General features: G+C 47.4%; 18 protein-coding genes. 8 read left to right on the top strand and 10 right to left on the bottom strand.

From position 1 onward, the window contains the following. Positions 1-50: 50 nt before the first annotated feature. Positions 51-1148 carry a tartrate dehydrogenase gene (locus RGU75_RS06485; protein ID WP_322234113.1) on the bottom strand — a complete coding sequence of 366 codons (1098 nt, stop codon included), beginning with the start codon at positions 1146-1148 and terminating at the stop codon, positions 51-53. A 346-nt stretch (positions 1149-1494) separates the two neighbouring features. On the opposite strand from RGU75_RS06485, the gene RGU75_RS06480 reads away from it, so the two are divergent. Together RGU75_RS06480 and RGU75_RS06475 are read left to right on the top strand one after the other, a co-directional pair. Next, positions 1495-1836 carry a hypothetical protein gene (locus RGU75_RS06480; protein ID WP_322234110.1) on the top strand — a complete coding sequence of 114 codons (342 nt, stop codon included), beginning with the start codon at positions 1495-1497 and terminating at the stop codon, positions 1834-1836. Between the two features lie 186 nt (positions 1837-2022). Then, entirely contained in the window at positions 2023-2391 is a 369-nt protein-coding gene (locus RGU75_RS06475) for a PXPV repeat protein (RefSeq protein ID WP_322234108.1), read from the top strand. A gap of 211 nt (positions 2392-2602) precedes the next feature. On the opposite strand, the gene RGU75_RS06470 is transcribed toward RGU75_RS06475, so the two are convergent. Next, on the bottom strand, positions 2603-3067 hold the full coding sequence (locus RGU75_RS06470) for an RDD family protein (protein WP_322234105.1): 465 nt from the start codon (positions 3065-3067) through the stop codon (positions 2603-2605). A gap of 446 nt (positions 3068-3513) precedes the next feature. Here RGU75_RS06470 and RGU75_RS06465 point away from each other — a divergent pair, with 446 nt between their 5' ends. From RGU75_RS06465 to RGU75_RS06450, 4 genes are all read left to right on the top strand, one after another. Then, positions 3514-4233 carry a fimbria/pilus periplasmic chaperone gene (locus RGU75_RS06465; protein ID WP_322234103.1) on the top strand — a complete coding sequence of 240 codons (720 nt, stop codon included), beginning with the start codon at positions 3514-3516 and terminating at the stop codon, positions 4231-4233. 13 nt (positions 4234-4246) lie between these two features. Next, positions 4247-6697 (top strand): fimbria/pilus outer membrane usher protein, encoded by a 2451-nt coding sequence (locus tag RGU75_RS06460; protein WP_322234101.1) that lies wholly within the window; start codon positions 4247-4249, stop codon positions 6695-6697. A gap of 1 nt (position 6698) precedes the next feature. Then, a complete protein-coding gene (locus RGU75_RS06455) occupies positions 6699-7289 on the top strand; it encodes a hypothetical protein (protein ID WP_322234098.1) in 591 nt (196 codons plus the stop codon). A gap of 107 nt (positions 7290-7396) precedes the next feature. Beyond that, positions 7397-8173 carry a hypothetical protein gene (locus RGU75_RS06450; protein WP_322234095.1) on the top strand — a complete coding sequence of 259 codons (777 nt, stop codon included), beginning with the start codon at positions 7397-7399 and terminating at the stop codon, positions 8171-8173. Between the two features lie 630 nt (positions 8174-8803). On the opposite strand, the gene RGU75_RS06445 is transcribed toward RGU75_RS06450, so the two are convergent. The 7 genes from RGU75_RS06445 to RGU75_RS06415 all read right to left on the bottom strand — a co-directional run bounded on the left by RGU75_RS06445 (position 8804) and on the right by RGU75_RS06415 (position 21442). Beyond that, positions 8804-10990 carry a hypothetical protein gene (locus RGU75_RS06445; RefSeq protein ID WP_322234092.1) on the bottom strand — a complete coding sequence of 729 codons (2187 nt, stop codon included), beginning with the start codon at positions 10988-10990 and terminating at the stop codon, positions 8804-8806. A gap of 971 nt (positions 10991-11961) precedes the next feature. Next, a complete protein-coding gene (locus tag RGU75_RS06440) occupies positions 11962-13902 on the bottom strand; it encodes a hypothetical protein (RefSeq protein WP_322234088.1) in 1941 nt (646 codons plus the stop codon). 697 nt (positions 13903-14599) lie between these two features. Next, entirely contained in the window at positions 14600-16795 is a 2196-nt protein-coding gene (locus RGU75_RS06435) for a hypothetical protein (protein ID WP_322234085.1), read from the bottom strand. Between the two features lie 623 nt (positions 16796-17418). Continuing rightward, complete coding sequence (locus RGU75_RS06430; protein WP_322234082.1) at positions 17419-18774, bottom strand: ATP-binding protein; 1356 nt, start codon at positions 18772-18774, stop codon at positions 17419-17421. Next, positions 18750-19412 (bottom strand): response regulator transcription factor, encoded by a 663-nt coding sequence (locus tag RGU75_RS06425; protein WP_322234079.1) that lies wholly within the window; start codon positions 19410-19412, stop codon positions 18750-18752. The genes RGU75_RS06430 and RGU75_RS06425 overlap by 25 nt, the downstream gene beginning before the upstream one ends. Before the next feature lie 184 nt (positions 19413-19596). After that, on the bottom strand, positions 19597-20193 hold the full coding sequence (locus RGU75_RS06420) for an undecaprenyl-diphosphatase (protein ID WP_322234077.1): 597 nt from the start codon (positions 20191-20193) through the stop codon (positions 19597-19599). 190 nt (positions 20194-20383) lie between these two features. Then, a complete protein-coding gene (locus RGU75_RS06415) occupies positions 20384-21442 on the bottom strand; it encodes an aldose epimerase family protein (protein ID WP_322234075.1) in 1059 nt (352 codons plus the stop codon). 439 nt (positions 21443-21881) lie between these two features. On the opposite strand from RGU75_RS06415, the gene xylB reads away from it, so the two are divergent. Beyond that, positions 21882-23384: a xylulokinase gene (gene xylB / locus RGU75_RS06410; protein ID WP_322234072.1), complete on the top strand. Its 1503-nt coding sequence runs from the start codon at positions 21882-21884 to the stop codon at positions 23382-23384. 299 nt (positions 23385-23683) lie between these two features. After that, entirely contained in the window at positions 23684-24460 is a 777-nt protein-coding gene (locus tag RGU75_RS06405; RefSeq protein WP_322234070.1) for a CDP-diacylglycerol diphosphatase, read from the top strand. Positions 24461-24674: 214 nt separating this feature from the next. Here RGU75_RS06405 and RGU75_RS06400 read toward each other — a convergent pair whose 3' ends face one another. Continuing rightward, on the bottom strand, positions 24675-25595 hold the full coding sequence (locus RGU75_RS06400; protein WP_322234068.1) for a hypothetical protein: 921 nt from the start codon (positions 25593-25595) through the stop codon (positions 24675-24677). Positions 25596-25800 lie beyond the last annotated feature (205 nt).

The following is a 25800-nucleotide window of genomic DNA, read 5'->3' as shown; positions in this document are numbered from 1 at the left end:
AGCATCGAGTATCAACTATCGCGGGCCATTCCCAACACTACAAGCCTTCTTTAGATCGCTTCAGACACCAGTCGGGCGATCGCTTCACCCATCGCAGTGGTGGACGTATTTCCGCCCATATCAGCGGTATGCGGCCCAGATGCGAGCGTAGATTTGATTGCAGCCAATATTGCGTCATGCGCCTGACGGCCCTTGCTATCGCTACTGCCACCGCCGAGAAAGTCGAGCATCATCGCACCCGACCAGATCATGGCAATTGGATTGGCGATGTTCTTGCCGTAGATATCCGGGGCCGAGCCGTGGACCGGTTCGAATAAGGAAGGAAAATGGCGTTCCGGATTCATGTTCGCCGATGGTGCCAGACCGATAGTGCCGGTGCATGCTGGTCCGAGGTCTGAGAGGATGTCGCCGAAGAGGTTGGAGGCAACCACGACGTCGAAGCGTTGCGGTTGCAGGACAAACCGCGCGCACAAGATATCGATGTGTTGTTTGTCCCACGTAATGTCCGGATATTGGCTTGCCATCTCGGCTGCGCGCGCATCCCACCAAGGCATAGAGATCGAAATGCCATTACTTTTGGTTGCTACCGTGACGTGCTTGCGTGCACGCTTTTTGGCCAGTTCAAATGCGAACTTGAGAACCCGATCACTGCCGCGACGTGAAAATATCGACTGTTGCATCACGATTTCGTTAGGCGTTCCCTCGTACATAATGCCACCGACGGACGAGTATTCGCCTTCAGTGTTTTCGCGTACGATCATCATGTCGATATCGCCAGCGCCACGATCTGCCAGCGGGCTGCGCACGCCTTCGAAGGTTTGCGCCGGGCGCAAGTTGATGTATTGGTCAAACTCGCGACGAAACTTTAATAACGAGCCCCATAGCGAAATGTGATCGGGCACGATGTCAGGCCAGCCGACTGCGCCAAAATAGATCGCGTCCATTCCCGACAACTGCGCCTTCCAGTCGGCTGGCATCATATTGCCGGTTTGCGCATAATAGTCGCAACTGGCCCAGTCGAATTCGGTGAGTTCCAGATTAATGCCAAAACGTTTGGCGGCAGCGTTGACGACGCGCAGGCCTTCGGGCATGACTTCCTTGCCGATGCCATCACCTGCGAGTACGGCGATTTTGTATGTGGTGTTCATTGGTGTTCTCCTAGAGCGTCGTGGACGCGGGCAGTTGTCATTATAGTCATTCTGCTTGATCTTATAATTATGACTTTAGTTAACGCATTGCAGATGGTGTGAAAAACCGCTGGCATCCAAAAATGTAGGCGTATTTAACTTGCGCGTATTTGTTGCAGTGGTTCAAAAATCGCGCTGCTCAGCCGTCGCCGATAAGTAAGGTAGTCTGCCCGTCTATATCACGCCAACGTTAAGGAGCAGAGTTGTAACGGGTTGTAATGTGCGTCAACGTTATCTTTCCCAAGTCGTTTATATCTCAACTCCTCGAGAATCATCTTGAGGCTACTAAGATACCTAAGGGACACACATGAACAAATTCCACGCTGCTTTGATCACCGGTTTGTTAATCACTGCTGGTTTCGCTCAAGCTGCAATGCCAACCGCAGCAGTTAATGCCGCAACATCTACCTCAGTATCTGCAAATCCTGATGTGAAAGCACCAAGTGCTCTCGTTGCTGCAGACACTAAAGCAAAAGCTGGCGCAGAAGATGTCAACGCAAAAGCACATGCTGGTGTCGTAGATGCTAAAAGTGATGCGATGAATACTGCAACGAAAGCGCACCACACTTCGCTTAACAGTAAAGTCAAAGTGCACCCCGCTGGTGTTGGTGTGAACGCAAAAGCAGGTGCATCTGCATCTGCTAAGTAATCAAGTTAGCGTGTAAAAAAAGAGACAGGCTTGTCCTGTCTTTTATATTTCAGTATTTGACTGACTACGTTCAACAAGTTCTTGTATTACGTCTGGGTTAATAAATTTCTTTGAACGATAACTGCCAATTCATGGTAGTGGCGCAAGCCGAATCGGTATTAAAAATGGTTTAAACAGAAGGAAAAAATGATGAAAAAAACGATTAGCATCATAGCCGGGCTGATCACCAGCGCGGTATTAGTGATGGCGGCAAGTCCCGCTATGGCGCACGTGGATGTGGGTGTAAATATTGGCCTTCCGGGCATATATGTTGCCCCTGAACCCGTCTATGTTCGTCCAGAACCGGTGTATGTTCAGCCGCGTCCGATATATGTTCAACCTCGCCCTGTTTATATAGAGCAGGATCGTGAGTCAGAGTGGCATGAACGCCGTATGCGTGCGCGTGAATGGCGTGAACGTCAATGGCGAGAAAATCATTACCGCGAAGATAATCACGATGACCACCGTGATGGCCGCCGTGATGAGCGTCAAGAAGAACATCGCGATAACCATTAATATTTGTCGCGTTAAAGCGGCTTTTAGCTGCCAGACCACAATGTACTTATCTTCCAGCCTCGGGCCGCCTATTGAACAAAATAGGCGGCCCGAATGGTTTAAAAACTATGCACGTGCGTATTGGGAATGCTGGCTAAGATAGCTGGCTAAGGAAAGCATATGTCGTAAGCGTATGACCACCAATTTTATAAAGCGACTATTTCTCGATTTTTTAAATGCCGAACTTGACAGGCTCTGTTCCTTTGTTTTTCTTCCGCACAACCACCGTTCCCGCCAGTTTGTCATGCCACCCCTGTTTTTTTCTATCGAATCCAACCCAGATAAAACCAAGGCAAAAGATAATCGCTGAAAGGTAATAGCCGATATAGCGGATTACATGCTGCTTCAGGCTTGGTGGTTCGCCGGTTTCTGCATCAACGATAGTGGCACCTATCACCATTTTTCCCGGCGTTGCATTCTTGGTAGTCCAAAATATAATTACGACGACGGCCGGCAAAATATACGAAATCAAAATATTAGACGCACCCGTCAACGTGACGCCGGATGCCATTTCCACACGCCCATAAATGGCGAACAATATCGGAAAAATCACCATCATCATCAAAATGGTGTCAATCAGACTGGCCCAGACGCGCGCCCAAAATCCTACATATTCAAGCTCGGTGGATATAAACATCGGTTAGCTCCAGATAGTGCAAGTTGGTGATGATCGGGGGGATCAAGGCTGTAAGGGAGAATCCAATACTTAGCAAATTGGTTCTTTGGATTGTGCCACATTTAATTTTTCGATAGTCTATTCTTGATACCATTTTATTCAAATAATCCGGTTCTGGTACCGTTTAAAGCAGAGGGCGCTCCATTCCCATTGCAAGGTAGAAACCACCTGCAAAATGCTTTGTTCAGCTGACCCCTCAATAAATAAATTTCTGCTTTTCCCTACGCCCTTTAGGGAATTCTTTTTTCATTACAGATATGTCTAATTTGTCGGTAATTTATAGATACTTCTCACGTATTAAAAGGGTTCTCCAGTATTTTTCGACGCCAGTATTTTCTATAATTCTTCCACTATGTTTTAGCTTGGATATGACAGGCGTCTGTCAATAATACGAAGGGATCAATGAAATGTTTTTTCAAAAAAAAGCGTGTCTTTTTGCGCTCACGCTAGCTTGTGCATTACCCTTTTTTGCGAGTATTGCAAAAGCCTCAGTCACGCTGGAACGCCTGGCAGTGATTGTCGATAGCAAAACTGGTGAAGGCGTAAATAATGTCAAAAATACGTTTCCCTATCCTATATTGCTGCACTCTTTTATTGAAGATATTCCTGAAGATACGACGACTAAAATAATCGTATCGCCACCAGTCGTACGTATCGAACCTGGCGAAACACAAATGGTACGATTTATGCTCAACGGCGATCAGAAGTCAAAAAAAGACACGCTGAAGCGTGCTGTGTTTGAAGCTATTCCACCGGAATCAACCGGCATCAAATTCGTACTCCAGCAAGCTGTTCCGCTTTTTGTTCACGTCAATGCCGCCGAGCAAGAAAATGCCGAAGACACCTACAAAAAACTTCAGTGGACGCGTGATGGTAAGCAACTTAACGTGGTCAACAACAGCAATCAGGTCGTTATGTTTATGCCGCAACTGACATTATTGCCGTCAAAAGAACAGGCAGTTTTATCGGGCGGATATTTATTGCCTGGCCAACAGCGCGTTGCGGGTTTGAGTGATGCAACATCTGCCTTTTCTTCGCTAAGTCTGTTGCCTGTAAATGATTATGGGCACACCACGAAAGAGATTGTTTCTTCCGTCACCGATCTGATGACCAAAGCACCAACCTAAGAAAAAAACTGACATGAAGAAATTAATACCGGCAGCTTTAAGCTTGGCCGTAGGGATAGCGCACGCCTCAGAATTGGCAATGGTAAATTTCGATACGGATATTTTGCGAGCACGATCTTTGCCGCAAGAAATGGCGACCCACTTTGCTAAAGGTGGCAAATTTCCGATGGGCAACCAGCGCGTTGATGTGCGGATTAACCGAGTCAAAACTATCACAGCGACCATCCGCTTTGATGATGAGGGAGTGCCTTGTTTTAGCGCAGACAATTTGCAAATACTTGGTATCGCGCCAGCACCGGAGCAAATGCTTTCCATCGGAGAAGCATGTCGACCTTTGACCGAGCTTGTGCCGCTAGCTACCGCACATTTCTATCCGCAACGTCAAGCGATGGATTTATATGTTCCCGCTGAAGTGATGCGAGCATCAAGCGAGCCAGAGCTCGCTCTTCAACGAGGTGGTGCGGCTGGAATGTTTAATTACGACGTGTCCTACTTTCAGGGGCGTTATGCAGGTGGCGGGTTTGATTCCTTTTCTGGTTTCACAGAGCTTGGTTTGAATGTCGATAATTGGGCGCTACGGAGTCGACAAACGTTCACGCAAGATGACACCGGTCGTTTGGATCTTCAACACCAGTACGCTTACGCGCAGCGTTCGGTGATGAAGTCGCGTACGATTTTACGTGTTGGGCAATTGAACGGGGACGGCTCTCTCTTTTCTGTTCCTTCCTACGTCGGCGCGCAATTTATCCCTGATTTTGCTGCAAACTCCCTGGATGGTGTGACGACCACAGTGTCTGGAATGGCGGAGACCGTGGCGCGTATTGAAGTGCGTCAGCAAGCCACGCTGGTGTACTCAACGGTGGTACCGGCAGGTGCTTTTTCGTTGAAAAAAGTGCCTCTCCTAAGTCGTACATCAGACGCAATTGTTACAGTGATTGAGTCGAACGGTCAGCACCAGACGTTCTCTGTACCGGCTTGGGATTTCGCAGGCGGTGCCGGACAATCACGTCCTGCTTTTTTTGTCGGGATGGGACAAACCGGCGTTCTTAATACAGGCAACAAGGATCGTTCCAGCTGGCTTTCCTACGGTTCAGTTCAAATGCCGCTTGGAGAGGCCAGCAGTGGAATGGCGGGATTTTTATTGGCTGACCGATATTATGGCGTCGGCGCTACTGCGCAACGTTCGTTCGGCTCCGTCAGGAACCGCATTGGTTCGCACAGCCTTAATCTGGGCTTGCGCACGGCCACAGATCAAAGTTCCGACAGCACCGGGGCAATAGTCAATATTGGTAGTAGTCATCAACTTCGCTCCGGTTTTGGCGCTAGTTTTGGCGCGTCGACGCAGACTGCAAAATATCGGGAATTTGGTTCGCGTTTCCGTCAGCTAAATGCCGATGAGCAGAACACGGTAAATGCGCTGGACGATCTGGATGAGCGTAGGAATTCCTATAGCATGGGAGTGAATTATTCCCACCGCACGTTGGGTAGTGTGAGTGCGTCTTACTACCATCATGTGTTGGCACATCATGGTGAGACTGGGCAATTCCGCGCGAGCTGGCGCAAAACGCTCAAACGAATGTCGTTTAGTGTAAATGCCGAGCGCACTACCCGACAAGCCAGTGACTGGCGCATTTATGCCAGTTTGAGTATGCCGTTGGGCAAAGGTAATTTTGGGGCCTCAGCGCAGAGATCTGGTGGTCATACATCACTCGCCGAGACTTATAGCCAGAGCGTTAACGACCAGTTCGCCTATTCTTTGGGATCAGCACAATCTGCTTACGGTGGACCGAGTGCTTCCGGCTCAGTATCGTACCTATCGCGGGTGGCAGCAATGAGTGCCTCAGTTTCAACTGGCTCTGATGGTACTGGCAGCAGTAGCTTCAGCATCAAAGGCGGTGCGGTGGCGCATGGCGGTGGAGTGACACTCACGCCGCACCGGGTCGATGACACCTTTGGTGTCGCTTCAGTTGGTGAGTTCAGTGGCGTCAAAATGATGACGCCATCGGGACCAGCGTGGAGTGATTGGCGTGGCTATGCAGTTATTCCAAATTTACGCCCCTTCAGTGCTGAACGTATTCAGCTTGTCCCTTCAACGCTGCCACGTAATGCAGATATTAAAAACGGCGTCAAAGAAGTAAGAATGGCGCGCGGCTCCGTGACCAACATTCCGTTTGAGGTCACACAGGTACGCAGAATGTTTTTGAACATGCAGGATGGAGATGGCCATCCAATTAAAGCCGGTGCGATCGTTTCGGACGTTGAAGGCACATACATCACCACGATAGTCGGTCGCGATGGTGGCGCTTTCATCCCAAATGTTACAGATTTGGACGCAGTCCAGGTACGCGTTGGCAAGACGATTCTATGCGAGGTCGCCTTACCGAAAAAGCAGGCAAGCGACCAGATCTATGAAACAGCCACGGCGGTGTGCCAGCAATCAATTAATAGTGAAAAGAAATCTTGAGATGAAACATTACACAAAATGGGCAAAGTATTTTGCCATCGCGGCTTTAATGGGAGGCAGTTGCGCATCCGCGGCCTTTGCGCAGACAGGCGAAAACTGCTCTCTGGCGCTATCTCAAACGCAAATTGATTATGGCAATTTCACGCATGAATATTTGCAAGCGACCAGCGTGGATGGCAAGTCTGCATCTGCTGGACGGCAGGAGCTATCCGTGCAGGTTAGTTGTCAACGACCTGTCCGCCTAGGCTTGAGAATTACCGGGATGGGTGCAGAAACTGAGAAGACGATCCAGTTTGGTACTGCAGATGAAGGCCATGTTATCGCTACTCTAGGCCCAGCTATCGTCAACGAGCGGCCCATCCAGCAATGGCGTGTGTTGCAGGCCAACAAACAGAACGACATACAAAAAGCGGACTTGCAGTTGCAGGCAGATGAGACGGTTGTTCCTCTGGCATCTGATGGAACAGAAATATTGGTCAGCACATTGCAGGCCAAATTAGCACTCTCACCACAACTCAATCTACAAGGAAAGTCGGGTTCCGCGCAAGCCATTATGAGCAGCAATATTCGTATTTCTATTATTGAGTTGTAGTAGGAAAAAATTGGAAGTGAGTTTTATCCAAAAAAATTTCTCCCGTTAGGGAGAAATCTTCGCGCGACATAACGTGCATTATTTTTAATTTATGAGGTTTTACAACAATGAAACAAATTTCTAAACACTTATTAGCAGCATCTATTGCGACGGTATTTTCTGCTGGCGCAATGGCGGCAGACACTGCGACCGTTACGTTGAACGTAAAACTGACTCCTGGCGCGTGCGTCGTATCGATTGGTAATGGTGACGCTACGTTTGAATATGGTACACAGTCTGCTTCAGCGCTGGGTAAAGCACTTTCTAAAAAGACAAAGACTTTTACAGTAGATTGTAACGGCGCAGACACACCAATTGCGCTAAGTATGAATGATACTAATTTTGAGAACGGCGACAAAGTTGGTACCGATATTCCTCTGGCGGATCTGGGAATTACTTCGATACTGGGCTCCATCGCGCCTGCTTACTTCTACAACATGACCACATTAGTTGATGCAAAACCGGTCAATGTCGGTATCTGGGGTGCCCAGCTTGACAATATCAAGTACGGTGCGAAGACCAAAGCGTTGAAGACAGCACATCCGATCCGTCTGGCGATCGAGGGCTCAGACAATGTTGGCCTGCCTACCATACCAATTGCTGATATCGCGAGTCTTACTGGGACTAAAGAGTATCTGACTCCTGGTGGCAGTAAGATACATTTGGCTGACCCGCTTTCAGTTTTGAACCTTTACAAAGCTATCGGTAGCTACTATACCGGTGAGATAAATGTTCAGCCAGCCATCGCTTCGCTAGATAAATTGATTGCAGCGGGCGTGAAAACTGAAGAAGAAGTCGACATCACTGGTGTCGCTACATTCACTGTAAATTATGGTTCTTGGTAAGTAGCCGCCGCGCAGGTAATAAAACTGCGTGCTAGTTAATGAAAAACACAGCATCTAAAAATGCTGTGTTTTTTTTATTTAGATTTAATGTAAGGTTTTTCGCCTACAAACCGCACAATTATTCAGAGAGTTTTTCCTAGATATATTGAGAGCCATGTAAATCCTAGGGCACTGTTTTTTTGCTAAAACAGTGTTGCAAAATTGTGGAAATATTGTCACTCTACAGTTTGGGGGCTTCGACATGACCAGATTGGTAGTCGGTTATCGGCTTTCACACTGAATGGCGCAACCACGCAGGCGAGTCACAACTGAATTGTTCCATGTAACCGCAGGACCGTCGAATAAACGATGGAAAATTTCAACCTGAATAAAAGCATCATTGGTACATCGGTTGAAAACCAGATTGGAGCAGAATTCTCTCCCTTTTGTGACATGCGGCATTGATGGACCGTTGAGCGGTTTTGAGCAGTTTTTGCGTGATTTAAAAAGCGTTGACGGTTTCGAAAACCGACGAGCGTCAGTCCGATACAAGTCTTTAAATTGGCAATGTGATTTTCCTCGCTTTGCTCTTATGAAGAGAGCAAAACGAGGACTTTGAAGAAGATTTTAATTATATTCTTACAGCGCTACCTAGAACGGGTTAATCTCATCTTTAATCGGCTGAAAAGAGACGGTAGTAGAAGAAGAAATAGTATGTGTATCTTTTTGATACCCTTTTACAATAATACTATATTCCTCAACTTGTCCCGCTGGCATTGTAAATTCGAATGTTGAAGAATCAGTGAGTCTCTCTGTCGGATTATGTTCCGTGGATCTAACTGGTCTTCCCCATCGATATTCGATCGGCATCGGAGGCGTCGCTTCATGTGGATTACTGGCTTGAACAACGACTCTGGTTGCGCCACTTTCCAACCTGGTTTGAGTGGAGTGAAACGTCAATCCATTCAGAAAGGCTTGCGTCGTCCCGATTGGCATAATTGAAGTCATATGTGGAGCTCTTACTTTATTATTTCCCTCTTCGAATCCTTCGATATTAAAATTATATTCTTCAATTTGTGTCGCAGGCATTGTAAATTCAAATGTAGAAAACTTGGTGCGCGAGCCACTTTTAGGATGATGTTCGGTTGAGCCCTGTGGCGCTATCCAGTAGTATTCCACCGGTGTCGGCGATGCCGACATGTGCGTATTGATAGCCTTGACTACTACTTTGGTGCCGCCTACTTCTAACTTGGTTTGGGTAGTTTCAAGCGTCAATCCATTGAGGAACGCTTGTGTCGACTCCGCAGGCGTAATTCGCGTCTCTAATATGCGGATTAATTTATTATTGACCTTGTCATACGTAGGGACGTAGAGATAATAGTTTTCAGTTTGTGCTGCTGGCATCGTATATGCAAACGTAGTCAACTCAGACCTCTTTCCATTTGCCGGATGATGTTCGGTCGAACCTGTGGGGCCTCTCCATCCGTAGGTCAACGGTGTTGGAGGCGTTGGCGCATCCCGATTAATGGCTTTGACGACGACTCTGGTCTCGCCGCTGGCTAATTTATCTTGCGTGACATCAAGTTTTAATCCGTTTACGAAGCCTGTGATCGACTGACTCGATGGAGCGGTGCGACTGCCTTTCAAATTAGATTGCGTGTCACCAGGCTGCAAGCGGTTCAGAAACGCCTGATGCGCTTTAAGAGGCTGAATTGAGGCATGAATAAAAGCATGAACGGTAGTATGCGCCCTTTCGGCTACCATCATACTAAGATCGTATTTTTCAGTTTGTGCGGCAGGCATCGTAAATGTGAACGTCGAAGACTCGAGCTGTTCTAATTCAGATTCAGGATGATGATCAACGGAATTCGATGGCGGTATCCACGCGTAATCCATCAGTTTTGGCGACGTTGGTACAGTCGGATTGCTGGTTTTAGCAACCACCTGTATTTCGCCATTCGCTAACTTTGATTGCGTTATATTAAGCTCTAATGCGTTCAGGTATGCCTGCGTCGATCCAAGGGGTACAACGGAGGCATTGACGGTAGCGGAAACGTTAGTGTTCCCCTTTTCCATTCCTGTTACGCCCAGGTTGTAATTTTCAGTGTGCGCTGCTGGCATCGTAAATGCGAACGTCGAAGACTTACTTTGTTCATATTCAGAGGCAGGCTCATGATTAACTGAATCATACGGGGCTCCCCAATGGAATTCTACCGGCTTTGGTGACGTCTGGACATTCGGATTGCTGGTTTTTACGACTACCCGTATTGCGCCATTCGCCAATTTCGATTGTGTAAAGTCAAGCTTCAGCCCGTTCAGGTAGGCTTGCGTCGACTCAATTGGTACCACGGAAGTACTGACATGACCGGCGATGTTACTGCTCCCCATTTCGATTCCCATCAAATCGATAATGTATTTTTCAGTTTGTGCTGCGGGCATTGTAAATGTAAAAGTCGACGACTCGGTTAGTTCTGATTCTGGTTGATGATCTTCAGAATTCGACGGCGTTATCCAGTAGTACTCCATCGGCGTCGGTGGCATTGGCATTTTGGGATTATTGGCAACAACAGTCACACGGATCCTGCCGTCTGCCAACTTAACCTGGGTTACATCTAGATCCATCCCGTTCAAAAAATCTTGCGTCGACTTGGCGTTATTTGCGTTAGCTCTCAGTTTGTTGTTTGGAGCGGCTTCTGCTGCACGCGCGTTTTGACCTGCCTTCACTTTACCTATACCGTCATAAAGAATCGGGCTTGAAACGGCCGCCTGCGCAACACTCAGCACCCCTAATGCAGCCACTGTATAGGATACTTTCTTTAACCACTTTGTTTGTTTCATCGCTTTCTTTCACTGGATTGATTGTAGGATTATTGGTATTAGTTCGCGAAGGTAAAGCACCCCCGTAACTAAGCATGTTTATCAGGCCTGTTGACTTATGATTGGGGGGTACGAGGTTGCGGCCGGCGCTACGAATGAATGTGGAGCGAGGCGACGTAGCGGTACGATAGAATGTAGCGGCAAGCTCAAACCTAACGTGTGCTGGTTCTGCATGGTTTGTCGGAGCGGTTCCCAACTTTGCCAGGCGCTTTGCTGTACACATTTTGAATTTAACGCAATTTCCAAAATCATATGTCAACAGGCCTTGCGTAATCAGGCCCATTTCAGTTGGTATTAATCAATGATCGGATGCATGAAGTACTTCTCTGACCATGTCAAATACGCAGGCTAATATTACAAATTATAAAGAGGGATTGATACCAGAACAATCTCTAACGACGTAAGAGGATTCTCTAATGTGTATAAGATTCCTGTAGTTGCCTAAATCTGCACAACATTATGTCGCGTCTTTGGATAGCCATAACCCGATAAGTTATAAGTGACCTAAAGTGATAGTTTTTTTGTGGTCTGACGCAATGTGTGGAGAGTCGATTAACCGAGAAAATGGAAATGGCAAGGTGCTAAAAGTGTGCTTGGTATTTGGTGCGCGGGACATCGTTGGCAGAATTTTTGCGACAAGAACATCGAATTTAGAATAAGGGATTAGAGGAATATGTGCGCGTAATCGCAGCGTAGTAACGCCAAATTTTGAAATTGATATTTTACGACATCACCCTTTGAAGGAATGCTGCAATGATCGTATGTCGCGCTGTCTTTGAGTAGTTTGAAAAGCGTTGATAGCTATGGGAAATTGTGAGCGCCTGCTGGCTATCGGACTTCAGGGTGCCACTATGAGTTTCCTCGCTTTGCTCTTATGAAGAGAGCAAAGCGAGGATTGTTAAGAAGAGTCGATTAAATTATTACTGTGCCACTTAGAGTGGGTTAACCTCTAAAACCGGCTCGATAGAAATTTTGAAAAAAGAAGAAACAGAATGTTTATCCTTTTGATATCCTGTCACGTTGGTGCTGTATTTTTCAGTTTGTCCGGCAGGCATTGTAAATTCAAATGTTGAAGAATCCGTGAGCGGATGGTCCGGATGCTGCTCCGTTGAGCCACTTGGTTTTTTCCATAAATATTCTACCGGCATTGGAGGAGCCGCTTCATGCGGATTGCTGGCCTGAACAACGACTCGGGTTGCACCACTTTCTAACTTGGTTTGTGTGGCATGAAGCTTCAATCCGTTTAGGAAGGATTGCGTCGTCCCAACTGGAATAATCGAAGTGATATGAGTAGCGCTAACTTTATCACGCCCCTCTTCGTATCCTGTGACAACAAAAGTGTATTTTTGATCTTGTGTCGCAGGCATCGTGAATTCAAATGTTGAAGAATGGGTGAGCTGGCCAATGGCCGGTTGATGCTCCGTTGAACCCCTTGACCCTGTCCAGAAATATTCAACCGGTGTTGGCGATGTAGGCATGTGCGGATTGTTAGCCTTGACTATTACTCGGGTTGCTCCGCTTTCTAACTTGGTTTGTGTGGTATCAAGTGTCAATCCGTTGAGGAAGGCTTGCGTTGACTCTGCGGGGGTGATCAGTGTCTTTACAATGCCGCTGTAACCTTCATTGTTTGCATCATATGCTGTCATCATGAACTGGTAGGTTTCAGTTTGTGCAGCCGGCATCGTAAATGTGAATGTAGACGACGTAGTCTCGCCCGCTATCGGATCATGGTTGGACGCACCTTTGGGGCCTCTCCAAAAGTAGCTCAACGATGTTGGCTGGGTTGGCATATCCGCATTAATGGCTTTGACGACCACTTTCGTCTCGCCACTGGCTAATTTATCTTGCGTGACATCAAACTCTAACCCGTCTACGTAATCTTCGATCGACTGAATCGATGCCTCGGTGACACTGCCTTTTAATGTAGCTTGCGCATCGCGAGGTTGCAAGCTGTTCAGAAGCGCTTGCTGGGCCTTAAGAGGCGTAATTGATGCATTAAGATAAGTGTCATTCTTGGTGTTCTCTTTTTCGTAGCCTAGCAGATTAAGTCTGTAATTTTCAGTCTGTGCTACGGGCATAGTAAATGTGAACGTCGAAGATTCGTTTTCTTCTGATTCAGATTCAGGATGATGATCAGTTGAATTCGATGGGGCCTTCCAGAAGTATCCCACTGGTGTTGGTGAAGTTTGCATATCCGGATTGCTGGCGTTGGCGATTACTTGTATTGCGCCATTTGCTAACTTGGTTTGCGTGACATTAAGTTCTAGTCCGTTCAGATAAGCTTGCGTCGATTCAATGGGGACAATGAAAGTATTGATAATCGCGTAGACGCCATCGTTTGTCTTTTCGGAACCCATCATACCAAATTTGTATTTTTCAATCTGTGTTGCGGGCATCGTAAATGTGAACGTCGAGGACTCGCCTTGTTCTGATTCTGATGCCGGATAATGATCAACTGAATTAGAGGGAGCCGACCAGTAGTATTCGATTTGCTTCGGCGGAATTGGCGTTTTCGGATTGCTGGCATGAGCGGTCACGCGGATTCTACCATCTGCTAATTTAACCTGGCTTAAGTCTAGCTTCATCCCGTCAAGGTAGGTTTGCGTCGACTCGGCGGTGCTGACATGAGACTTCAGTTTATTGTCTGGTGCCACTTCTGCTATACCCGCGCTTTGACTTGCCTTCACTTTACCTGTCTTATCATAAAGAACCGGGGCGGAAACGGCGGTTTGAGCAACACTCAGCAGTCCGAACGCGGCAACAGTATAGGACATCTTCTTTAGCCACTTTGTTTGTTTCATTTCTTTCTTTCTTTCTCTGGATTGATTGTAAGATTTTTTGTAGCAATTCACGAAGGTGAAAAACGCCTCCATAATTAATCCTATTGATAAGGCTTGTTGATATATGATTTTATGGGTGCGAAGGTGTCGCGATAAGATAGGAAGGCAGGAAGCGGTTGCAACTGTGCCACGCACCACTTTGCCCTAGATGCGTGTAGGTATTGAACGTAGTTCTTAAATCGTATGTCAACAGGCTCTGATTAAACAGACTTATTTCAGTTTTCACTAATAGATACCGCATCCATAAAATATTTCTCTGACCACATTAAATACGCAATCCAATTTTACAAATTACACAGAAAGATAGATATGAGAGCAATCTCTAACGTAGCAAGAAAATTCTATAATTTCGGTAAGATTTCTGTAGTTGCTTAATGTCGAACAGTCTTGTGTGGCGTTCTATAAAAGCATAAACGGAGCAGTGATAAGTGACCTGATGCCGTTATCCTTTTGTGCCGTCTAACTCAATAAAAAGAAGCCATCGGCAGAGGAAATGTTGGTGGCAAGGCGCTGAGCGATTCTTGCGTGGCTTGAAGGGGGTGACGGATGTGGAAACTGCGAGGGTCAGTCCTACACCAATCTTAGAATTGTCAAATTAAGGTTCCTCGCTTTGCTATCATAGAGAGCGCAAAGCGAGGATTGTAAAGAAGATTTTGACTAAATTATTACCGCACTATTAGCAGTGCTTTGGTCGAGTCACTTTCTAACATGGTTTGCGTGCGTTCAATCATCAATTCTTTGAAGGGGCTTGCGTCGACCCGACCGGGACAATGGAAGTTGTATGCATAGCGCTAACTTTATCATTCCCCTCTTCGTATCCTGTGACATAAAAATTGTATTTTTCAATTTTTTCCGCTGGCATCGTAAATTCAAATGTTGAAAGCTTAGTGCGCTTTCCACTGACTGGATAATGTTCTGTTGAGCCCGTTGGGGCCCTCCAGAAGTAGTCTACTGGCATTGGAGGGGTCGCCTCATGCGGATTGCTGGCATAAACAACGACTCTGGTTGCGCCACTTTCTAACTTGGTTTGTGTGGTATGAAGCGTCAAGCCATTCAGAAAGGCTTGCGTCGACCCGATTGGAACAATAGAAGTCGTATGCATAGCGCTTACATTATTATTGCCCTCTTCATACCCTGTGACATAGAAATTATATTTTTCATTTTGTTCCGCAGGCATCGTAAATTCAAATGTTGAAAGCTCAGTGCGTTCACCACTGACTGGGTGATGATCGGTAGAACCCTTTGGCCCTCTCCAGAAATAGTCGACTGGTGTCGGCGATGTAGGGGTATGCAGGTTGTTAGTCTTCACTACTACTCGGGTTGCACCGTTTTCTAACTTGGTTTGGGTAGTATCAAGCGTCAATCCGTTCAGAAAGGCTTGCGTCGACTCCGCTGGTGTAATTTTCGTCTTTACAAAATCGATGAATTTGTCAGTGTTCTTGTCATATGCTGAGATCATGAACTGATAGGTTTCAGTTTGTGCCGCCGGCATCATATAGGAAAACGTAGACAACTCAGTCCTCTCGCCCCGTATCGGATTATGTTCGGTTGCACCTTTGGGTCCTAGCCAGAAGTAGCTCAATGGTGTTGGCGGAGTTGGGACATCAGGATTAATGGCTTTGACAACCACTTTAGTTTCGCCATTGGCTAATTTATCTTGTGTGACATCAAGCTTTAAGCCAGCTACGAAATCTTGAATCGACTGAGTCGATGCTCCTGTGTCGCTGCTTTTCAATGTAGATCGCGCATCGCGCGCCTGAAAGACGTTTAGAAACGACTGATGCGACCTAAGAGGCGTAATTGGGGCATTAATGTAGGTGTAAACGTTATAGTTTTTCTTGTCGGTACCGATTACATTAAAATCGTATTTTTCAGTTTGTGCAGCAGGCATCGTAAATGTTACTGTCGAAGATTCGCTCCGTTCAGCTTCTGATTCAGGACGATAATCAGTTGAACCCGATGGTTCTTCCCAAAAATATTCTACTGGCGTTGGCGAGGTTTGTATATCAGGGTTGCTGACTTTTGCGACGACTTCTATTGCGCCATTCGGCAATTTTGATTGTGTAACATTAAGCTTTAGTCCGTTCAGGTAGGCTTGCGTCGACCCAATAGGGACAATGGGAGTACTGACAATGGCAAAAACTTTAGCGTTTCCTTTTTCAGCTGCCTCTATGTGGAAATCGTATTTTTCGGTTTGTGTCGCTGGCATGGTGAACGTAGCCGTTGAAGACTTGCTTCGCTCGGACTCAGTAGCGGGATGATGATCAACTGAATCAGGCGGCCCCTGCCAATAGAATTCCACCGGTTTTGGCGATATTTGAACAGTTGGATTGGTGGTTTTGGCGACAACCTGTATTGCGCCATTTGCTAACTTCGTTTGCGTGATATTAGTTTCTAGCCCGTTCACGTAAGCTTGCGTGGATTCGATGGGAACAATGACAGTATTGATAATAGCGTAGACGCTTTGGTTCGCCTTTTCGTAGCCCGTCATACCAAATTCGTATTGTTCAAGCTGTGTTGGGGGCATTGTAAATGTAAGCGTCGAGGACTCGCCCTGTTCTGAGTCTGATGCAGGATAATGATCAACTGAATTAGAGGGTGCCGACCAGTAATATTCGATTTGCGTCGGTGGAATTGGCATTTTTGGATTGTTGGCATTAGCGGTTACGCGTATGCTACCGTCCGCCAACTTAACCTGAGTGAAATCTAGTTTCATCCCGTCCAGGTAGTCCTGCGTCGACTTGGTATGATTAGATTTTAGTTTTCTGTTTGGCGTTACTTTTTCTGCATCCGTGTTCTGACCAGCCTTGGATTGACCTCTTGCATCATAAAGAGCTGGGCTGGAAACAGCCGTTTGTGCAATAGTCAGTAACCCAAACGCAGCCACTGTATAGGACATTTTCTTTAACCACTTTGTTTGTTGCATTGTTTTCTTTCTCTTCATTTATAGCTAAATATTTGGCATCAAGTCGCGAAGGTAAAAGTACCTTCTGTAATTAAACCTGTCGATAAGGCCTCTTGACATATTATTTGTGTTTTCCCACGCGGCAGGCGTTGCATGTCGATGCAGATTGGAGCGGCGTCGTATTGCACCGGCAAGGAGCTGCAACAATGGCATGTGACGCTGGTAGTTCATTTTGGTTTTAATGAAATTTCCCAAAACATAGGTCAACAGCCCCTGATTAATAAGGCGTATTTCAGTTGGTATTACTCAAGACCTTATGCAGGAAATATTTGCACTGGCTCACATCAAATACGCAGCCGAATTTTACAAATTACACGGAAGGATTAATATGGGAACTATCTCTTTCTAGGTAAGAGTATTCTGTAATTGACATAAAATTCCTTTACCTTCCGCATTCTGCACGGGGATATGTAACGTTAAGCCATCGTCTTAACATGACCGGCTATGAGTGACTTGAAGAAATAGGTTTATTTTGTCGTCTAACGCAATGCGTAGAAAATCGATGACCCAGGCTAGCGCTATCAGGGTCTGAAGTGTTTGATAGTTATTTCAACAACTACGAAGTTAAGAGCAATGCAGCAGATTCAGACTGGTAGTCGAATGGTGACTTTTAGTCCAAACGGTGCGATTAGATGTGCGTTCTGCAATGTGACTGTGCCCTGCAAGCGCAGGACGATCGATTTGACGATGGAGAGTCCGAGTCCAGAGCCTTCGCTGTCATTACCGAGAATGCGGTAAAACGGGTCAAAAACGCGCTCTCGTTCCAGCTCAGCAATGCCCGGACCGGTATCTTCGACTTCAATCCATAGTGCGCCATCCGCAGTGCGTACGCGTACATCTATGGTCCCGTCAATTGGAGTATAGCGAATCGCGTTTTCTAGCAAATTGCGGAGTAGCGCAACGAACTCTACTTCTGATGCAACCAAGGTAAGGTCGGAGTCACGGTCAGTGTGGGTAGCCACGCCGATGTCGATTCTTTTCGCTTCTGCCATTGGCAGTAACTCTTCCATGACGTGTCGGAGCACGGCCGTAACCGAAAGTTGCGTGGCCTGTGCACCTCGCGTATTTTGTGAGCGCGCAAGTGTCAGCAATTGCTCTAGCAAGTTCTTGGCACGTTGTAATCCCTGCCTTAACGGAATCAGTCGTTCCTGGGATTTCGGGGAGAGATTAGTTGCAGCCAGATTTTCGGCTTGCAGCGATAATGCGGTTAACGGTGAGCGCAACTCATGTGCGGCATCGGCGATAAAACGACGCTGTGCGTCCATCGCCTCTGCAACGCGCCGCAGCAGGCGGTTGATTGACCCTATCAATGGTCGTATTTCATCCGGCACGTGCTGGTCGTCAAGTGGGCGGATGTCCTGATCGTCACGCTGGTCAACTTCGTGGGAAAGTCGGGTGATTGGTCGCAACATGCCGCGTATCATCAGACTGATCAAACCGATCAACAAGGGAATGAGCACTATCAGTGGCATCACCGTTCTCAGGCCGCCATCGCGCGCAATTTCATCACGCACTGCGGTTTGCTGACCAACCACCAATCGTTGTCCCGTGTTTATGCTACGCACGAATAAGCGCCATGGCACACGATTAACTGTTGCCGTTTGTAGCCCATCTGCCAGATTGTCCGGCAACGCCAGATGTCCTGATGCCAGTGGATAATGCGAGTTTGCATCACCTAAGGTTTGTACGATGACCTGTGATTCGTCATCTTTCATTTGGCCGACGCTAGCGGGCGTTGGTGTCGCAAGGGGAAGACCACGACTATCGACTAACGCAGCGACTTGCCGCAATTGATCGTCCTGCAAATCATTGGCTTCGCGAAAAGCTGAAATAAATGAAAACACGCCGGCCAGTATGGCCATCACTAAAATCGTCAGTGATAACCATAGCGACAGACGAAATTGCAGCGAGCGGTTCAGTTTTGCTTTGACACCATCCATCCCAACCCCCTGACATTCTTGATCGATGTGGCACCCAACTTTTTGCGAATCGAATGAATCAGAAATTCGACGGCGTTGCTTTCCACTTCTTCATTCCATCCATAGAGCCGGTTCTCCAGCTCTTGCCGCGATAAAATCGCGCCCGGTCGCAGCAACAATGCATGCATCAGCGAAAATTCTCGCGCCGACAGGCGAGTGACGATGCCTTCAACTGTAACCTCTCGCGTACTTGGGTCCAGGCTCAGTGTGCCATTGGTCATGGTCGGGGTGGCGTTACCCGCCTGCCGACGTATCAATGCGCGCATCCGCGCCAGAAGCTCACCCATTTCAAAAGGCTTGACGACATAATCGTCGGCACCCAGATCAAGCCCGCGTATCCGATCATCCACCGCGTCGCGTGCGGTGACAATCAGCACTGGCAACAAATTGCCTTGTTGGCGCAATTGGCGCAACACTTCCAGGCCATCCACACGCGGCAATCCCAGGTCGAGCAACATCAGGTCGTAGGACGCCGTTTGCGTGGCGATCAGCGCGGCTGAGCCGTCATGCGCCCAGTCCACGGCGTAGCTGGCGTCGCGTAAAGCCACTTGAACAGCTTCACCGATCATTCGGTCGTCTTCAACCAGCAATACTCGCATGATGATTCCTTATTGTCAGGACTTATGCCAAATCGCGCCTACTGCGTTGTGCTTTTCTAGCTTGCATACGGTTGTGGTCCGCAGAGATGGTAAGTCCGTTGCAGGGACGGTTTTGCCCAAAGTCCCATCATTAATATAACGAAAAACCAACGCTTTATGTCCGATAATAACTATTCTGCTTTGGTTATTTTATCAACCATCCACGCCGAATGAGCGGCCCGAAGAGCCAGCGATGTATTGCTGTGGCATAACGGAATGTCTGCGCAACATACCATTTTGCCGTCCATAATCCGATTCCGGCACTCACCACCGCGACCACTGCTGCGCCTAGCATGTCTAATGGAAAATGAACGCCGACATAAATTCGCGCCCATGCCACTGGCAACCCCATCAAAGCAAACATCAGACCAATCACTCGGACACGACGATGGCAAATAAAGCTGAATGCCACCGTCCATAACAAGGTCAAATGGTCGCTTGGAAAAGATGAGTCGGCGGCGTGCGGGACAAAGTTATGGCCCAATCCGATCATAAACGGTCTTGGATGCTGCCAGACTAAACCAATTAATTGGCTGAGCAACATGCCGATGATGCCCGATACAGTCGCTTGCAGCATGATTTTTCGCGTTTTCTCTGCACCTGACAACCAGCCCACCAATACCGCAATCGGGATCAGCCAAATCAGTTGTTCAGCACACACTTTGGCAAATATGAGCAACGCGGGAGTGGGATGTGCAGGCGCATTAATGAGCAGAAACAAGCTTTGATTCAATTCTTCCATGGAACCTCAAAAAATAGCACATTAAGGGCAAAGTCAGAAGATTGATCCTAAATGCAAGGATCGATCTCCTTTTGGACTTTGTTTGTTATGTGCCTCTGAGGATAAACACAGAGACTTAGCAGCGACTGAGGGCTTTTAAATAGCCCCACGAGCCCATTTAGCTTAACAATAAGCGTACCGAATGCCGCATTCATGCGCGTACGCTCAAACGATACACAGTAGTTTGCCGATAAGTGCGGCCAGGGCGCAATATCACCGCCTCGGCGTCAGGGCCATTTATTTGGTTGGGGAAAGCTTGCGCCTCAAGGCAGAATCCGTCATGCGTCGCATACGGTAGCGCGCCACGACCTTTGACACCAGCGAGATAATTTCCGCTATAAAACTGGAGCCCCGTTTCGGTCGTCGCGACGGTTAATTCGCGTCCGGAACCGGGATCATAAACATTCGCTACGTCACGTAAAGTGCCAGGTTCAACGCCTGCGTTCCAATGCAAACAATAGCAATGATCGAATCCACCCGCCAATCCGAGCTGGGCATCCGGCCAGGTTAAACGGGGACCAATCGGCGCTGGTTGCCGAAAGTCGAATGCACTGCTCGCGACCTCGGCACGTTCTGTGGGGATCAATTTTGCATCGACTTTTAGAAAATGATCAGCATCAATTGCGAGTAAGTGATCGCCGATACCGCTGCAACCGCCATTCAGATTGAAGTAGGCGTGCGAAGTCAGATTGACCGGCGTCGGTGCGTCCGTGATCGCTTGATAATCAATGGTCAGGCAGCCATTGTCATCAAGCTGATAGCGCACCTCCACTTGAAGATTGCCGGGGAAACCGGCTTCGCCTTCGGCCGACGTAAGCGTGAATCGCAAGCCGTCCTCTGCCGGATGAGCTTGCCACATAGCCAGATGAAAACCGGCATCGCCGCCATGCAGATGATTGGTGCCGTTATTCTGATCGACCAGAAAATCCGCCCCGTCAAGCGTGAAGTGGCCATCCGCAATACGATTGGCCCAACGCCCGATCAGGCCGCCAAAATAGGTGGGGTTATTAAGATAACCTTGGCTATCTGGATACCCGAGCAAGACATCGGCGATACGATCGTAGCGGTCAGGAGCGTGCCACGAGATCATTGTTGCACCGCGATTGCTGATGACCACGCGCATATCGCGGGAATTTTGAAGCGTGTAGAGCGTTTCACCGCTGTCGGTCTCGGTGCTGGTGATGGGAAAAGGGAGCATTGTTATAGTCATTAGTTGCAGTCATTCATCTGGCAAGTTCCTCACGGTCAACGCAAAAATAACGAGTGGAACCGTCAAGTGTTATCTTTTAAGCCCCTTCATTCATCCAGATCGAGACTCAAATTGTACGCAGCATGGTGTAACGCGTCCGATTAAATATATTTAAGCGCGAGTACAAAAAAAAAGATCAATAATTATGTGCTCATTTTAATAATTTTTTATATGGGCGTGCCATTGTTAATATTCGACCACACCCTCTTGGATTGACGCAAAAACGTCCCCGCAACGGACTTAAGCAAGCCTAAATAATGCCGACTGTCGCAGCGTGGGTCCTTCAGTATCCCAGTAATATCTGTCGACAAAACCATGGCGAATGGTATGTTAAGCGGTATAGCGCCGCTGGGGCATCTGCCGTCAGTCTCCGTAAAAACAAATAACCACAAGTGACCATATGTTTATAGGTATCGATCTAGGTACATCCGGCGTAAAGGCGATTCTTCTTGATCGCCAGGATAATCTGCGCGGCAGCATCACCATACCGCTAACGGTTACCCAACCGCAACCATTGTGGCGTGAACAAAATCCAGCAGATTGGTGGCATGCTTGCCAGCAAGCGGTGGATGCATTGCTGGTCGCGGCGGCCAAAGAAGGTATTTGCCCCGCTTCTATTGAAGCGATTGGTCTGACCGGTCAAATGCATGGTGCGACTGTGCTCGATGCCAAAGGCGACGTGTTGCGTCCGGCAATTCTGTGGAATGACGGGCGCTCCTTTGAAGAATGCGCTGAACTGGAACGACGCGTTCCCACCTCGCGCACACTCACTGGCAATTTGATGATGCCCGGCTTTACCGCGCCAAAATTGTTGTGGCTGGCAAAATACGAGCCTGAACTATTTGACCAGATTGAAATGGTATTACTGCCCAAAGACTGGCTTCGCTACCAGCTTACCGGTGATTTCGCCAGCGATATGTCGGATGCCGCCGGTACAATGTGGCTTGATGTCGGGCAGCGCGACTGGAGTGATGAATTGCTGGTCGCGACCGGACTCACCCGCAAGCACATGCCCCAACTCCATGAGGGAACCGATATCACCGGAACGTTGCAGCCAGAGTTGGCGCAACGTTGGGGCTTGAAGCAAGTGCCGATCGTGGCCGGTGCGGGTGATAACGCGGCCGGCGCAATTGGTGTTGGCGTGATCAAGCCGGGTCAGGCCATGTTTTCTCTTGGTACTTCGGGCGTCTACTTTGCCGCGAGCGACGGTTTTCATGCCAATCCTGAGCGGGCAGTCCACAGCTTTTGTCACGCGCTACCCAATACCTGGCACTTGATGTCGGTCATGTTATCCGCGGCATCATGCCTCGACTTCACGGCACAACTGACAGGTTACGCCGATGTGCCAGCGCTACTCGCGGCCGCTGAAGCACGTGGCGAAGACAATACCGGTGATGGCACTGGCAATAGCGGCACGCCATTATTTCTGCCCTATCTGAACGGCGAGCGTACACCGCATAACAATCCCGCTGCACAAGGCGTTTTTTTTGGACTCAATGCTAGCACCAAGCCTGCCGATTTGGCCTATTCAACTTTGGAAGGCGTCGGTTTCGGCCTCGCTGATGGTATTGATGCGCTGGAGTCGACAGGGTTGGTATCGACCGATATCACACTTATTGGCGGTGGTTCGCGTAGCGCATTTTGGGTGCAGATGCTGTCTGATATCAGCAACAAGCCGCTCACCCGGCGTCAGGGTGGTGATGTCGGGCCAGCCTTAGGTGCCGCACGATTGGCACGGATTGGTGTCGCGCAGATCAGCGGTGACACCGCTACGCTGAGCGAAATCTGCACAGTCCCTAAAGAGATCGCCATTCATACACCGAATCTTGATCGTCATAACCGTTTTGCAACCCGCAGAAAAAAATTCAACGTGATTTACGAACAGTTGAAATCTGTGTTTTAAACCAAAACTTGGTGACCGGCTTCGTCCCATTTTTTATCTGAAGTCAGGAAAATGTGAACGGTTATCAAAGAGAAAAAATGAGGTTTTCACATTTTCTCTGTTTTGATAGATGTTGCGCGAAGTCGGCATATATGCCATTAAGGTGCGGTGTTCGCATAGACCCGGTTATTGAAAAAATGGTGTGTGGCAAACCGACCTAACCTTAATAGCTGGCGGTAAGCTAAGGGATTAGCACGCATGCAGATGGGCACTCTACAAGCCTATTGTTTGCATAAATAGACATTTCATATCGAATAAAAATGACCGGAAGAAGAGTAAAAAAGTTAAATCAGATCATTGTTTTGAGTGCATTCAGCATATTTTATACCGCAGCTTCAGCCGCAAATTTCTGCGTGGCAGAAGGCGCTAATAGCAACAAACTATGGGAAGTCGTTAAAAAATATTGTGTCCAAACAAAGACGCCTGATCACGTGCAATGCTTAACAGAAAACAAGAATTTCGTAGTATTTAAATCGAATCAGATTCCACCGCATTATCTTTTGATTCCGACGTTAACCGTTACAGGTATTGAATCACCTGAAATGTGGCGCCCTGGTTACCCAGCGTATTTTTCAGAAGCGTGGCGGCAGCGTTATATTGCAGCGGCGCAGTTTGGCAACAAACCAAAACAGATCGGCATTGCGATTAACTCTGCCTGCAATCGTAGTCAAAATCAGTTACATGTCCACATGAATTGCATCAAGCCATCTGTCACCCAGGAATTGGAAAATATAAAATGGAAAATAAATGAAAAAAAATGGATCAAAATCAAGATTAATAGTCAGCAAAATTATTATGCCAAACGCATGCCAGGCGCAGATATTCCCAATAATCTCATGCAAGATTTTTTAAAATCTTATCCTAGCGCAGCGCATCACCCGGATAGGCAGAGTTTTTTTGCGACCAGCATGCATTATGGAAGCCTTGGAGAACGTGCGGTCGTATTACGTAGCGAGTATCGAAAAACTAATCCTAGCCGTTACCCTGGACATGCTGAAGACTTGCTCACCAGCTGCGCGCCTGTTAGCGATAAATAATTTTTTCGTGAAACTTTGTGCAAAAAATTTATCATCGGTGTAATTAATCCACATTTTTTGTTGTATTGATAGGCGGGTGAATGTGGCCTGATCGCAGGTCAACGTATCGATGGAATCGGGCTGTGGATTTTCCCGATTCTGTATCCGTACTTTGAATCATTTCTCTATATTTACTTATTGATAAAAATCAAGCCGGGCAACCTGTCGATGATTGTTACGACGCCTGCGTACAATTATCAAAGGATAATCCCTTCGCAATGAAATCGATGTGTGGTGCTTGCTGTCCCATACCAATTCCAATATGCATTCCGTAAGTGCTTTCGTTTAACAACGAATTAATATTCCACTGAATCGCATCATGTTCCACGCATCCAAAGGCGAATTCGGTGGCAGACATTTCCCTTCTGTCCCGTTCAAACATTCTTTGTAAACACGCTGTCTCGTCTTGTCCCCCCGCGATCAATGACACCAGTTTATTATTTTCAAATGTGACGAGGTTTTTCCCCTGGCTAACCAGTTGCAGTAATCGATCAGCATCCTTGTGACATTTTTTCTTCAATTCGGGATTGTTGGCGAGATAAATTAATCCATCGAATTCCAGGGTGCCAGCGAGAGAAAAACTTGATCGCTCCGATTCCATATTCACTACCGACGCTTCAAACCATTCTGCAATCGAGTAAAACCAACCCCCGGATAATTCGAGATCACAATTCGCGATTTCCAATTCATCACCGAGCGTGCAACGCACGTCCGTCGCGCCGCGCTGTATGTGAACAATGTCGCTAACAGAGAATGCCTCGTAGACTTGATTACGATAGTGAATAGCCTTTGCGGCATCGACAGCCAGCATCCGTTCCAACGCGTAATCAATACTTGCTATCGAATTGTCAAATTTCGCCACCGCAATATGTGATACGTAGGCGCGGGAAGTATCCCATAACACTTTTAATTTATCGTGGGTTTCATACAACGAGATGATTGCAAAGCATGGTTTCTCAATGCTGAAATCAAATCGATCAAACGCCACCAAATTTCTAAACCCCTGACGTCTTAGCGATTCGTATACCGGCATGCTGTCGTAGAGGCAGGTCAACTCCCTATCCTTCAACGCTTTGAAATAGTCGATAAAATGCATTCTGTTCTCCCCAAAAAATAAAGAGCCCGCAAGCTCTTTATTCTTATTTATTTTTGATTTACCAGTAGGCGTTTTGATTTTTTTTGCGGGTGTCTTTGGAGATTTGTTTGAGTGTTTTTTTCATGATTGTATTCCTTTAAAAATTTTAAAAAAGCGAAAAATTGGCGCGATTGAAAACTAATTCAGTCATCACTTTAGCCTCACG

The organism is Glaciimonas sp. CA11.2 (assembly GCF_034314045.1).
In the GTDB taxonomy this organism is placed as follows: Bacteria; Pseudomonadota; Gammaproteobacteria; order Burkholderiales; family Burkholderiaceae_D; genus Glaciimonas.
The sequence above is the reverse complement of the archived record's forward strand: the minus strand, read 5'-3'. Positions and strand labels throughout refer to the sequence as shown.

Bases quoted from the DNA above. Each gene is read 5' to 3' on its own strand.
- RGU75_RS06450 (WP_322234095.1), top strand. From the start codon at position 7,397: ATGAAACAAATTTCTAAACACTTATTAGCAGCATCTATTGCGACGGTA.
- RGU75_RS06435 (WP_322234085.1), bottom strand. From the start codon at position 16,795: ATGCAACAAACAAAGTGGTTAAAGAAAATGTCCTATACAGTGGCTGCG.
- RGU75_RS06480 (WP_322234110.1), top strand. From the start codon at position 1,495: ATGAACAAATTCCACGCTGCTTTGATCACCGGTTTGTTAATCACTGCT.
- RGU75_RS06445 (WP_322234092.1), bottom strand. From the start codon at position 10,990: ATGAAACAAACAAAGTGGTTAAAGAAAGTATCCTATACAGTGGCTGCA.
- RGU75_RS06485 (WP_322234113.1), bottom strand. From the start codon at position 1,148: ATGAACACCACATACAAAATCGCCGTACTCGCAGGTGATGGCATCGGC.
- RGU75_RS06415 (WP_322234075.1), bottom strand. From the start codon at position 21,442: ATGACTATAACAATGCTCCCTTTTCCCATCACCAGCACCGAGACCGAC.
- RGU75_RS06465 (WP_322234103.1), top strand. From the start codon at position 3,514: ATGTTTTTTCAAAAAAAAGCGTGTCTTTTTGCGCTCACGCTAGCTTGT.
- RGU75_RS06470 (WP_322234105.1), bottom strand. From the start codon at position 3,067: ATGTTTATATCCACCGAGCTTGAATATGTAGGATTTTGGGCGCGCGTC.
- RGU75_RS06455 (WP_322234098.1), top strand. From the start codon at position 6,699: ATGAAACATTACACAAAATGGGCAAAGTATTTTGCCATCGCGGCTTTA.
- RGU75_RS06440 (WP_322234088.1), bottom strand. From the start codon at position 13,902: ATGGAGGCGTTTTTCACCTTCGTGAATTGCTACAAAAAATCTTACAAT.
- xylB (WP_322234072.1), top strand. From the start codon at position 21,882: ATGTTTATAGGTATCGATCTAGGTACATCCGGCGTAAAGGCGATTCTT.
- RGU75_RS06475 (WP_322234108.1), top strand. From the start codon at position 2,023: ATGATGAAAAAAACGATTAGCATCATAGCCGGGCTGATCACCAGCGCG.
- RGU75_RS06425 (WP_322234079.1), bottom strand. From the start codon at position 19,412: ATGCGAGTATTGCTGGTTGAAGACGACCGAATGATCGGTGAAGCTGTT.
- RGU75_RS06405 (WP_322234070.1), top strand. From the start codon at position 23,684: ATGACCGGAAGAAGAGTAAAAAAGTTAAATCAGATCATTGTTTTGAGT.
- RGU75_RS06420 (WP_322234077.1), bottom strand. From the start codon at position 20,193: ATGGAAGAATTGAATCAAAGCTTGTTTCTGCTCATTAATGCGCCTGCA.
- RGU75_RS06400 (WP_322234068.1), bottom strand. From the start codon at position 25,595: ATGCATTTTATCGACTATTTCAAAGCGTTGAAGGATAGGGAGTTGACC.
- RGU75_RS06430 (WP_322234082.1), bottom strand. From the start codon at position 18,774: ATGGATGGTGTCAAAGCAAAACTGAACCGCTCGCTGCAATTTCGTCTG.
- RGU75_RS06460 (WP_322234101.1), top strand. From the start codon at position 4,247: ATGAAGAAATTAATACCGGCAGCTTTAAGCTTGGCCGTAGGGATAGCG.